Genomic DNA, 11,517 nt, shown 5'->3' with positions numbered 1-11,517 from the left:
ATCTCGTATAAAGACGATATAAAAACCTTTTAAAGAGCTGCCAAGCTTCATTGACACAGGCATTCGGCAAAACTTAATCTGAATTTATGTTGAGTTAGATCTAACTCAACATAAATTTGACAGAAATAAAAGGCGAAAGTTTTAAAGCGATCGCTTTTACATTTTACGGGTGTTTCTTCTAGGGGATTTCAGCGATGTCTGGTGTTTTGAAAAAGACCGTCTCGACTTGTACCGTTCTCTCCCTCTCGATGTCGGGAGCGTTTGGGTTGGCAACCTCAGCACGTGCTTTCGGAATCTTTTTCGGCGAAGACCTCAACCACAGCGCCACGCAACCCCTCACAGACTACCAGAACGCCCAGCAAGCCGAAACCGAATTTCTCTCCCACCTCGTCGGCGTCGGTACGGAAACCTTTGAAAGCTTCCCCCTCGGAACGGCCGATCCGCTGTCTTTAGATTTCGGAGAAGCCGGAACCGCGACGCTGAAGGGTAACGGTGTCATAAACTCTGTGACCGAAGGAACGACGAACGGATACGGACGATACGGCATCTCGAAAACCAACTATTGGGAAACCAACGCCGCTGGCAACAACTTCGTCGTGGAATTTAGCCAAGCGGTGGCTGCCTTTGGCTTCTACGGTGTGGATTTAGGTGATTTCGGCGGCGAACTGATGTTAAACCTCACCCTCGCCAACGGCGGCCAGAAATCGATCGCCGTTCCGAATACGGTAGGCAGTTACGGCAACACGGACGGTTCGGTGCTGTATTTCGGCGCGATCGCCGACGGTGCCGACGAACTGTTTACCAGTTTGTCTTTTAACATGACGGCTCCCGGTACGGGGATGTTTGCCGATATCTTCGCCTTCGATAACATGACGGTGGGGTCGCTCTCTCAGGTCAAACAAGACGCCTCAGACGATCTCGTGGCGGACGCGCCGTCTCAGTCGAACCCATCGCCTCAAGAGGTTCCCGAACCCCTCTCTACGATCGCTCTGTTCCTGGTGGGCGCTGTGGGAACTCGCACGATGCGCCGCAAAGCCGATTAACTCCGCAATTTTACCGAGTCAAACGCTTTTAACCTCTGTCTTTGCTCGAATCCCCGGTATCTTGAAGGTAGCGGGGATTTTACAGATGCTAGAATTCTTCCGTATATTTAGGGAGTGCGATCGCCATCACATCGTAAGCGATAGCTGTGTCACTGTAAATCCACTGAGACATCACGCCCTCAATCGTCTGCGATCGCGGTACGACTGGCAAAATCCAGAGATACTAAAAGCATCGAGTTCAAAGCCAGTGCGATGTTTCCTTCCCTCCAACTTCTCCCCGGTGCTATCTCTGCCATTCTCGCTTCGGTGACGGATACGGGATATCTCACCCTCAGCGATCGCTACGGACTCATGGCTGCGATCCTCGACGAAAGCCTCGACGAGAGCGATCGCCGTTCGGCCAACCGACTTTTGCGAGCGGTGTTGCGGGGACGAGTTAAGGTTGTTGACGACCTTTGCCTTGCGTAAAAACACGGTCTCAGAACTCGAGTGGATTTTCCAAGTTACGCGATAGTTCCTCATGTTTCCCCCCGAAATCGCTCGGGGGGTTTTTTTACGGGCGCACGCCTGGCGAGGCTGCAATGGGCTATAACAGACACAGCTTGAGGCGAAAGAACTCCGAGTCAAGCTTCTCGACCGAGGCTTTTATGTCCGACCCCAAATCCAACCCCAAAATTTCTGCAATTATTTGCACCCACAACCGCGATCGCTATCTCGGTGCGGCGATCGACAGCCTACTCGACCAACAGGACTTCGACGATTACGAGGTTCTCGTAGTCGATAACGGTTCGAGCGATCGCACCCGAGCCGTCGTCGAAGAACGACAGCCCCATCCCCGCCTGCGATACGTTTGGGAACCCACCTTGGGACTTTCCATCGCCCGCAACCGGGGCGTTCGCGAAACCACCGCACCGATTCTCGCCTATCTCGACGACGACGCCGTGGCCAGTCCCACCTGGCTCACTCACCTGGCCGCCGCCTACGATCGCAACGACAAACTGGCGATCGCCGGTGGTAAAGTCACCCTCATCTGGCCCCCTGACGTTACTCCTCCCCCCTGGCTCTCTGAAGGCTTAGCCGGTGCCTTGGGACTCTACAACCTCGGCGACGAAGTGGTATCGATTACCCAACCCGGTCTCACGCCGCGCGGTCTCAACTACTCCATCCGTCGCGAGTTTCTCGATCGAATCGGCGGGTTCGACCCCAACCTCGGCCGCGTCGGCAAAAAACTGCTCTCCAACGAGGAGCTGTACACCACCGAAAAAGCCTTACAACTCGGTTGGCAAGTCGCCTATCTCCCCGATGCGTTAGTCGCCCACAACGTCGCCCCCGAACGGCTCGATCGCACCTGGTTTCTCCGGCGAGGTTGGTGGCAAGGCATCAGCGAATGCTATCGCGAACAACTCGCCGGAAGTGCCGGCCCCGCTCAATTTTTACGGGGGGGCGAACGCATCCTTCGGGGCTTGTACAATGCCGCGAAATATTCCCGAGATCCGGCTCGTCGCTTTGATAGCCTAGTATATGCCTACGGTCAGATCGGCTATCTCGTTTACGCCGTTCGGGGAATGCTCTCGCCACCGCCATCGTCTCCTTAATGTCGAGATCGGTGTCAGCCGCAATCTGTACTGCTGGTTTGACTCGAATTCATGTCCTGACCCTCTACGCGATCTAGCTCATGTCTTCTTCCTCTTCTAATTCCCCTGCCAAAGTTCCCGTATCTGTCCTGATTCCAGCGAAAAACGAAGAAGCGAACCTTCCCGCTTGCCTCGAAAGTGTTGCGAGAGCCGATGAGGTGTTCGTCGTCGATTCTCAAAGCGAAGATCGCTCGGGTGAAATTGCCGAACGCTACGGCGCGAAAGTCGTGCAATTTCACTTTAACGGTCGCTGGCCGAAAAAGAAAAACTGGTCTCTTGACAATCTTCCGTTTCACAACGAATGGGTGCTGATCGTCGATTGTGACGAACGCATTACTCCGGAACTGTGGGACGAAATCGACGAGGTCGTTCGGAAAAACGACCGCGACGGCTACTATCTCAATCGTCGCGTGTTCTTCCTCGGCGTTTGGATTCGTCACGGCGGAAAATATCCCGATTGGAACTTGCGCTTGTTCAAACACAAAGTCGGGCGCTACGAAAATTTACACACTGAAGAAGTGCCGAATACGGGCGATAATGAGGTTCACGAACACGTGGTTCTGCCCACTCAAGCAGGATATCTCAAACACGATATGCTGCACATCGATTTTCGCGATATTTACCATTGGTTGGCGCGGCACAACCGTTATTCAAATTGGGAAGCTCGCGTTTATTACAACTTGTTGACCGGACAAGCAGACGACGGAACGATCGGAGCAAATTTGTTTGGAGATTCCGTGCAACGCAAGCGGTTTTTGAAGAAAATTTGGGTGCGGTTGCCCTTTAAGCCGTTCTTCCGATTCCTGTTGTTTTATATTTTGCGCTTGGGCTTTTTGGACGGTCGAGCGGGTTATATTTACGGGCGTTTGTTGAGTCAGTACGAGTATCAAATTGGAGTCAAGCTGTACGAACTTCGGAAGTTTGGCGGCCAGTTAAACAAGCTCGAGGAAAAGCCGAAATCGACCGGCGCGACTCAGTCTATTTCGTAGAACCTGGGGGTTTAGCTCCTCTGTTCCTTGGCTCGTCGGGTAGTGACGGCGAGCCGAACACTGACAGAACTTACGCATTAACCCTATATGTAGGGTGGGCAATGCCCACCAACCTCTACATTTAGCGTGGGTAACGCTTAAGTGCGTAAGTCCAGACAAAAACTCCTCGTCCGAGCCTTTGACGTTTGAGACGGGTGTACGCCGAGTTCGCAGCGGCTCTCGAATCGGTTCGCGTTATGGAGAGCGATCGCACTCTATAGCGCGTTTTTGTACGTCCTGTGAGTTGGAGCGGGAACAGCAGTCGAGCGATCCCGCTCCAAAGGAGGAGACCTCCTCGCTGTTTTTTCGAGCGCGTCGTAACAAGACACCGAAAAAATGTTAAAGTTTGAATCGGTAACTTTTAAAACGAGACGTTTTAGACGGAATCGAGATCGAGGCGATCGCCGATTTTTAAGGGCGATCGAAACACTCGATCCAGTTCCTAAAGGAGCGAGAACATCCCAGCAACTATGGATTTTTTACCAATTTTAACGTTCGCAGCCGATCGCGCTAGAAAAAATTTCAATAAAAAAGTTCGACAACAATCTGCCGTTCAAGAAAATTTTTTATTCGATCTTCTTAAACGATATCAAAATACAGAACTGGGGAAACAGTATCGGGTTGCCGATATCGAAACAATCGAACAATTTAAAGATAGAATTCCCGTTTTAGATTATACGGCTTACGAACCCTACATTCGGCGTATTGCTGAGGGCGAGCCGAACGTTTTAACGTCCGATCCGGTCGTTTATCTCAACCGAACGAGTGGTTCGACGGGAAAACAAAAACTCATCCCCGTCACGAAACGTTTTCAAAATATTTTAGGCTGGGCGAACCTCGTCAGTTTGGGATTCCTAACTCACGGCTTGCGAAAACGGGGTAAAAAACTGGGAAAAAACATCGTTCTCAACGCTCTAGAAGCTCCGAAATATACTCGAGGCGGTATCGAATACGGATCGGCCGGTCCGGGGGTTTTAAAGATGGGATCGTTTTTCTACAAACAGCTATTCGTTCATCCCCTCGATACGTTCAAACCGAAAGATTATTTCACACGATCTTACACGGCCTTGTTATTTTCACTTAAAGGCAGTCCTACCAGTATCGGAAGCAATTTTCCTATGGTGATTTTGCAGTTTTGTAACTGGTTGGAAGAGTACGCCGACGCGTTAATTGAAGATATCGAAACGGGATCGATCGCGCCGTGGTTGAAGCTCGAACCGGAACTGAGAGCGAGTTTGGAAGCGCAACTGTTTCCCGATCGCGATCGGGCCGATCGGTTGCGATCGATACTCAAAACGGAAGGTCGGCTTCTCCCCCGTCTCGTCTGGCCGGAATTAGCCTGTTACACCACCGCCAGAGGCGGAACCTCGGATTTTTACTTGCAGCGATTTCCCGAATATTTTGGCGATATTCCAGGGTTTGGTGCGGTGTTCGCCTCGGCTGAAGGCACGTTTAGTATTTATCCCGATTTGGATACAGACGGCAGTGTTTTGGCGGTGGAAACGGGATTTTTTGAGTTCGTCCCTCCTGATGAATGGGAGAACGAACACCCGAAGACTTTGCGACCGAGCGAGGTGAAAGTCGGGGAATACTATCGACTGCTCGTCACGAACCATAGCGGGTTTTATCGTTACGATATTGGCGATGTTTTTCAGGTTGTCGGGTTTTATGAAGAAGCACCGTTAATTGTGTTTCGATATCGTCGCGGTGGCTTGTTGTCTTCGACGACGGAAAAAACTACGGAATACCACGTTACGAAAACCATGCAGATCTTGCAAGATAAGTTTGCAATTCGCTTTGAAGATTTCTGCGTAACTCTTTCCGATAACGAATTCCCCGCACGATATTTGGTCAATGTAGAACTCGCACCGGGATATCGTCTCGACGACGCAGAAAGCTTTATCGACGCGTTCGATCGCGTGTTAAAAGACGTTCATAGCTATTACGAGATCAAACGGGATATGTCCGTTCCGCCGCCGCGATTGCAAATTTTAAAGCCGGGAAGTTTTGAAATCGTGCGCCAGCGACAAGTCGAGCGAGGAATTCCTGCCTATCAACTCAAGTTCCCTCATATTAGCGAAGATCGGGCGATCGTTTCTGGACTCGAGGTCGATCGGGTGGTTCAGTTGCCGTCATGACTTGTCTAAACTTGTCTAACAATGGCTTGACAAATGGCTCGAACGATGGTTTTAAAATATGGCTCGAAGTAGATTCGCGATCGCCTGAAAAATAGATGCCTTTAATTTCTAACTCGGACGAATCTTTTTATCCATTAAAAAACGCTCTGTTTTCGTTAGATATTGCTCGAACGCTAGGTTTTGGTGTTGAGGATTCGACAACGGGAAACGCTCGAAAATCTCAACAGTTATTCGTCGATGCACCGTTGTTGAGCGAGTTGTTCGATCGGCGCGTTGCGATTTTAGGAGGTTGGTCGGATTTTCAAAATAGCGTCAAGGCATTTCAAGTTTTGGGATTGCTCGCGGATACGGTTCGTCCTCATTGGCAGACTCTCGAGACCTTAAAAATTCAAAAAGATCGAGGTGATTTAAACGCTGCACGACAACTTGAAGAACGACAAAAGTATTTTTTAGAAACGCGCCAAACACGCGATCGCCTGCCTGTTTTTCAGCCGAAAGAGATTACCTCAGATCGCTTGCAGTCAGTCGATTTGCTGTACGTCGCACTGTGGGAATCCTTGCGCGATCGCACGCTCGTTTGTACGACATCGAGCAACTTTGGTTTGGCGTTGCACGAGATTTTACATCGCCTACAAACTCTGTCAGTTTCTAACTGCGATCGCGAGTTCTCGATTCTCAATTTCGACGATGTGAAATTAACGATCTGGTGTCCGAAACGGGGATCGGCGATCATGCGAGATGAAAAAGACGATATTCTCCGTCACAAAGTCGCATCGAGTCCGCTAAACTGCGAACTCCGCCGCTACGAAACTCGTCGAGAACGAGATGTTAACGCGATCGGCCAAGTTCTCGAAGAGTCGGGTATTTTTTTCCCAACGACTCCCCAGTCTGCTGGAAATTTGACGACCATTGTAGAAAAGATTTTTCGCGAGAAACCGAAGTTACGAGATGACGTTTCTGAAAGCACGTTACAGCAGTTCAAATCGCCGATTCAAGGTGGAATTTTTGGCGCGATCGTTCCTTATCTGTATCTTCTCGAGGCTTTCATTCAACGCGATCGCCTACCCTCAAGTTTAGACAACACGTCTCCGTTACTGTCCTTGTACAATCCAACCTCGATCGGTGCGACGTTAGCGGCTTTTATCGAAGGCGATCGCTTGCTGCGGTGTCGAGGGGTACTGTCGGCGTTAAACGAGCGAGAGCGGTCAGTTTTTACGCGAGAATTTCCCCATTTGAAAGCGTGTTTAGAAGCTTCAAAAAACGGTTTACCGTTTTATATTTCAGTTTGTGCCGTTCCCGACCATCATACTCGTCCGGGAATTGCCGGTGCGTTTAACGTTACAAGTCGCCACGTTCCGGGGGACGGTAAAAAATTTATGGGATTGGGATCGAACGGTTTTCCAAATAACAGCGTACTGCAAGATATTGTGTCTAAAAGCGTCGATAGCGGTGGTGCGTTTGGCGGACAGTCGCATATTTATCCGACGACCCATACAATGGGATATGTTGCAGCCGCTTTAGTGTTTGCCAACGATCTTCAAACCCACTGCAACGCTCGTTTACCTGAACTGGCGGGAGCGTTTGCGGTGGCGGGAATTTTGCAAAAGGCGATCGAGCAAAACCAACTGTCTCCTGAAGAGGTGGCGTGGAGTCTCAAAAAAACTGGCATCGGCTTGGCTGAATTTTTAGCCTTAAATCCCGAAGATTATCGAACGGTTGAGGAGTTTTTGAAACGAGCCAACAGTGAAGGTCAAATAATGGGTGAGTTTGCTAAGGCGTTCGTGCAGAGTTTGTCTTCTGAGCGATCGGTTTTACGCGATCGCGTTCGTCGAGTGCGATCGCATCGGAAGGTGATGTCTTGTTCTCGCTGGCCGCTGGTGGTGGCTCATCGAACGGGAGATTACTGTCTTCAACCCGATCGCACTCTCGTCCGACAAATTCAACGCCAACAATCAAATTTCGGTTAAGCGATCTTTCAACCCTAAATCAGTTGTGTAACAAAACAGGGAACGGGGAATAAGGAATAGGGAATCGGATTTTTTTGTGTTTTAATTTTTGACGACTCATTTGAGACTGCTATAATAGTATTTTCTCACATTTAATTTTTACTCGATCGCCTTTCAAACTCGAAAACAATATCATTAAATTAAAAGTTGATGCGATTCCAATGTTTTCTAAAGTCCCGATCGCGTGGTTACAACTTCAATATCATAAAGGGCAAACCCTCGCAGCAATTCTTGGAATTGCCTTTACAACGCTGCTCTTATTTATGCAAATTGGTTTTCGAGCCGGTTTTTTAGAAAGTTTAGTTAAACTTCCATCTAGCTTTAACGCTGATATTGTATTGTTAAATACTTCTTCAGTCACAGTTTTAAGGCCGTTAAAATTTTCCGAACGGCGACTGTATCAAACGTTGGCATTTGAAGAAGTTGAATCTGTAACGCCAATTTATTATAATTCTATACTCTGTCGAGATCCTGAAAATCCAACGCTATTTTTAAGACAAATTCAAACGATCGGTTTGCCGATCGAACCGAACATTTTAGATTTACCCGGAATCGATCGCAATTTAGATCGAATCAAACAACAAGATAGTTTTTTACTCGACCGAAAATCGAGAAAAGAGTTTTTGCCCCTCATTCAAAACATCGAAACTCAGGGAACCGTCGAGACAGAGATCCGAACGCCTCGAGATGAATTAAAACAAGTAAAACTGGTTGGATTGTTTGAATTGGGAGCAAGTACGTCTTTTAATTCTTCTGTCATTACCAGTGAGGAAAATTTTTTAAACTTGTTCGATCGCAAGAAAGGTCAAATTAATATTGGCTTAATTCAACTCAAACCAGGATCTGATGTCGATCGTGCGATCGTCGCTCTCAGAAACTATCTTCCTGAAGATGTTAAAGTCATTTCAAAAGCAGATTTAATTTTACAAGAAAAAGCATTTTACGAGAACAGTACGCCGATCGGTTTAATGTTCCGATTTGGTTTAATCGGCTCGATGCTTGTGGGGACGATCGTACTCTACCAAATTCTCTATCAAAAAATCTCGGGATTTATTAAAGACTACGCCACGTTTAAAGCCATTGGATTTAGCAATAACGCTTTAGTGGGAATCGTCCTAAAAGAAACTCTGATTTTAGCGATTTTAGGATATTTGCCGGGATTTATTTGTTCGATTTTTATGTACGATGTTTTAGCTGACGCTACCAGTTTAGCATTTGTGATGAAACGAGACGTCGCGATCGCCGTTCTCGGTGCGACCTGTGCAATTTGCTTTGTATCCGGTTCCATTTCAGTTTGGAAGCTTAAAGAAGCCGATCCCGCCGATATTTTTGGTTAGGGTTAAGTTTGTAAATCGGCAATTTTACGATATAACCGTTCGCGAACTTGATGTTTAATAATGACGTTAGTTAAGTCAGATTCAGACATCATACTCATAAACGTATCGCGTTCCATTACGATCGCCTTAGCACCGCTTTCAGAAATAACTCGCACCGTTGCAGTGCGTTGACTTTGATTGACAATGCCAATTTCACCAAAGTAGTCGTTTCGGCTTAAAGTTCTCAGAAAAACCTCCTTGGAACTTTCCTGTTGTTGAACGACTTCCACCGTCCCTTCAATTAAAATAAAAAATCGATCGGCCACATCGCCTTGCTGGATAATCGTTTCTCCCTTGGCGTAGGTTTGAACTTTCAACGTCGAAGCAATTTGGGTCAGTTCGCGATCGCTCAGTGTCGGAAGAACGAGGGAAAGTTCCTCGCCGTAAGCAGTTCCGAGGCGTCCGTCTTCAATACGGACAATGCGATCGGCTACGTCCAAAATTCGCGGGTCGTGAGTGACAATTAAAACCGCACTTCCTTCTTGTTTCGCCAGATGTCGGACAATTTCCATCGCTTCTCGACCGGTTTGGCTGTCGAGAGCGGCGGTGGGTTCGTCCGCTAAGACGAGTTTGGGACGATGAACCAAGGCTCTGGCGATCGCAACCCGTTGTTTTTGTCCCCCAGACAGTTCGCTGGGGTGTACGTCCATATGACGGCTCAATCCCACTTCTCGCAAGATGGCTTCACTTTGAATCCGAGCTTTTTTGCTGGAAAAATTATGTTGCAATTCTAGAGAAATTTGAATGTTCTGCCGAACCGTCATAAAATCCCAGAGGTTGAAATGCTGGAAAATATAACCGATCTCTCGGCGAAGTCGCATCCGCTTCTGTTCGCTGGCTCGATATAACTGATGTCCGAAGATTTTTACACTACCACTTTGTACCGATCGCAAACAGCCAATCAAAGACAGTAACGTGGTTTTTCCCGATCCTGACGCTCCCGTCAAGATTAAAATTTCTCCAGGGTAGATATCGAGGGTAATGCCGTACAGAACTTGTTTTTGTGTCGTGCCTTCTTGATAGTAATGGTCGAGATGTTCGATCGCTACAATTTTATCTGAATTCATACGAATTTTTTAGAAAAAATAGTATAGGCTGGGTGCATCTCAAAAATACAATGAGTAAAAATACTCAAGAAAACTAGAGTGCCGAAGAGAGATAATAGAGTAATAGTAGCACTTTAAGAAAAATGAAAGATAAAACTCGAGCTAAACTACAAAAACACGTTGAAGAGATTGCGAAAATCTTGCACGCCGAAGCTAAATCTAACGAACTTAAGAGTTTAGAAGGGATAGAAAAGAGTGCAAGAAACTTAACTCAAGAGTATGTTATGTCAGAGATTGGTATTTTTTTTAAGAAAAAAACAAACTGAAGCAGAGTGAAGCCACTCGCTAACCAGCATTTTAGAAAATTTAAAAATCACCACTCAACCAGCTAAACAACTCGACTTAAAAAAGGGAAATCAGTGGAGTCCGTACTTAGAAAAATGTTGTTGACCGATCGGTGCTAATGAATCTTACCAAAGAACAGAAAAAGATCTCGAAGTCCTGACAGAGATAAAAGTCTCAAGAAGTACGCAGCAAAGGATGGTTCAAAGTAAAGACTGGGAAGCTCCTGAATTGACCGACTCAATAGAGGAGATGAGTCTAGACAGAGGAACGATCGGATTACATACACCATTCGGGTGTCCGTGTGAGTGGAAAGAATACAAGGCTTTAAATGTGCATGAAAAAGTAAAAATCGCCTATTTTAAGGATAATAAGGGGGGGCATCTCAATGAGTGCAAAAACATCAGTTTGGGGTGGCAAAATTCCCGATTAGCACTTCCGGTATAAGATCCCCGGCATCTTGGAGATGCCGGGGATCTGGAAATTGAGTGCGCCCAATTCGATGAATTTACATTTTTGAGATGCACCCAATAAGGGTTTGTTATTTTGGGTAAAAGCTCAACCCTTAGCTACCCTCTTCGCTTGTTTAGGTGATGGACACAACGGAGTGAGGACAGAGATTTTTGGCAATATCTAAAAAGTACCGCACTCGCCTTATTGACTATAAAGCTAGACAAGCAGATGGGGGGGGTTATCTCAAGGGTTAACAGGCTGTAACTTTTATCCAGTCTGCATTATAGACTCTTTGTCATACGAAATCCGAATTTCAACGCTTCGACTCCGCTCGCTTCGACTTCGCTCAGCGTTGAGTCCGAGCGGAGTCGAGGACTCAAACACTGGTTTTGTCCAACCTGACAAACCCCTCTCTATCCCCCCAACCATCCCCCCAACCCCCCTTTCAAAG

General features: G+C 47.4%; 10 protein-coding genes. 8 read left to right on the top strand and 2 right to left on the bottom strand.

The annotated features are described in order from the left end of the window. The first annotated feature begins 194 nt into the window (after positions 1–194). Positions 195–1,043 (top strand): PEP-CTERM sorting domain-containing protein, encoded by an 849-nt coding sequence (locus tag GEI7105_RS0106440; protein ID WP_035492452.1) that lies wholly within the window; start codon positions 195–197, stop codon positions 1,041–1,043. Between the two features lie 88 nt (positions 1,044–1,131). Here the strand turns inward: GEI7105_RS0106440 and GEI7105_RS40385 are convergent, their stop codons facing one another. Then, a complete protein-coding gene (locus GEI7105_RS40385) occupies positions 1,132–1,254 on the bottom strand; it encodes a hypothetical protein (protein ID WP_281166976.1) in 123 nt (40 codons plus the stop codon). Positions 1,255–1,295: 41 nt separating this feature from the next. Between GEI7105_RS40385 and GEI7105_RS0106430 the strand changes: the two genes are divergently transcribed. The 6 genes from GEI7105_RS0106430 (at position 1,296) to devC (ending at position 9,186) form a co-directional block, all read left to right on the top strand. After that, complete coding sequence (locus GEI7105_RS0106430; RefSeq protein ID WP_017659655.1) at positions 1,296–1,511, top strand: hypothetical protein; 216 nt, start codon at positions 1,296–1,298, stop codon at positions 1,509–1,511. Positions 1,512–1,690: 179 nt separating this feature from the next. Then, on the top strand, positions 1,691–2,638 hold the full coding sequence (locus tag GEI7105_RS0106425; RefSeq protein ID WP_017659654.1) for a glycosyltransferase family 2 protein: 948 nt from the start codon (positions 1,691–1,693) through the stop codon (positions 2,636–2,638). Positions 2,639–2,718: 80 nt separating this feature from the next. Next, positions 2,719–3,666, top strand: coding sequence for a glycosyltransferase family 2 protein (locus GEI7105_RS0106420; RefSeq protein WP_017659653.1), 948 nt, complete (start codon positions 2,719–2,721; stop codon positions 3,664–3,666). Positions 3,667–4,175: 509 nt separating this feature from the next. Further along, positions 4,176–5,843 carry a GH3 auxin-responsive promoter family protein gene (locus GEI7105_RS0106415; RefSeq protein WP_017659652.1) on the top strand — a complete coding sequence of 556 codons (1,668 nt, stop codon included), beginning with the start codon at positions 4,176–4,178 and terminating at the stop codon, positions 5,841–5,843. 95 nt (positions 5,844–5,938) lie between these two features. Beyond that, positions 5,939–7,810, top strand: coding sequence for a hypothetical protein (locus GEI7105_RS0106410; protein WP_017659651.1), 1,872 nt, complete (start codon positions 5,939–5,941; stop codon positions 7,808–7,810). Positions 7,811–8,010: 200 nt separating this feature from the next. Next, entirely contained in the window at positions 8,011–9,186 is a 1,176-nt protein-coding gene (gene devC / locus GEI7105_RS0106405) for an ABC transporter permease DevC (RefSeq protein WP_017659650.1), read from the top strand. A 2-nt stretch (positions 9,187–9,188) separates the two neighbouring features. On the opposite strand, the gene GEI7105_RS40745 is transcribed toward devC, so the two are convergent. Further along, positions 9,189–10,292, bottom strand: coding sequence for an ATP-binding cassette domain-containing protein (locus tag GEI7105_RS40745; protein WP_017659649.1), 1,104 nt, complete (start codon positions 10,290–10,292; stop codon positions 9,189–9,191). Between the two features lie 122 nt (positions 10,293–10,414). Here GEI7105_RS40745 and GEI7105_RS0106395 point away from each other — a divergent pair, with 122 nt between their 5' ends. Next, a complete protein-coding gene (locus GEI7105_RS0106395) occupies positions 10,415–10,597 on the top strand; it encodes a hypothetical protein (RefSeq protein WP_017659648.1) in 183 nt (60 codons plus the stop codon). Positions 10,598–11,517: the final 920 nt, after the last annotated feature.

Origin of the sequence: Baaleninema simplex PCC 7105, assembly GCF_000332355.1 — a bacterium.
In the GTDB taxonomy this organism is placed as follows: domain Bacteria; phylum Cyanobacteriota; class Cyanobacteriia; order Cyanobacteriales; family Geitlerinemataceae; genus Baaleninema; species Baaleninema simplex.
This window is presented reverse-complemented; position numbering and strand designations above follow the sequence as displayed.

What these genes read in the sequence shown, in the direction of transcription:
- GEI7105_RS0106440 (WP_035492452.1), top strand. Translation starts at nt 195, where the DNA reads ATGTCTGGTGTTTTGAAAAAGACCGTCTCGACTTGTACCGTTCTCTCC.
- GEI7105_RS0106430 (WP_017659655.1), top strand. Translation starts at nt 1,296, where the DNA reads ATGTTTCCTTCCCTCCAACTTCTCCCCGGTGCTATCTCTGCCATTCTC.
- GEI7105_RS0106425 (WP_017659654.1), top strand. Translation starts at nt 1,691, where the DNA reads ATGTCCGACCCCAAATCCAACCCCAAAATTTCTGCAATTATTTGCACC.
- GEI7105_RS0106420 (WP_017659653.1), top strand. Translation starts at nt 2,719, where the DNA reads ATGTCTTCTTCCTCTTCTAATTCCCCTGCCAAAGTTCCCGTATCTGTC.
- GEI7105_RS0106415 (WP_017659652.1), top strand. Translation starts at nt 4,176, where the DNA reads ATGGATTTTTTACCAATTTTAACGTTCGCAGCCGATCGCGCTAGAAAA.
- GEI7105_RS0106410 (WP_017659651.1), top strand. Translation starts at nt 5,939, where the DNA reads ATGCCTTTAATTTCTAACTCGGACGAATCTTTTTATCCATTAAAAAAC.
- devC (WP_017659650.1), top strand. Translation starts at nt 8,011, where the DNA reads ATGTTTTCTAAAGTCCCGATCGCGTGGTTACAACTTCAATATCATAAA.
- GEI7105_RS40745 (WP_017659649.1), bottom strand. Translation starts at nt 10,292, where the DNA reads ATGAATTCAGATAAAATTGTAGCGATCGAACATCTCGACCATTACTAT.
- GEI7105_RS0106395 (WP_017659648.1), top strand. Translation starts at nt 10,415, where the DNA reads ATGAAAGATAAAACTCGAGCTAAACTACAAAAACACGTTGAAGAGATT.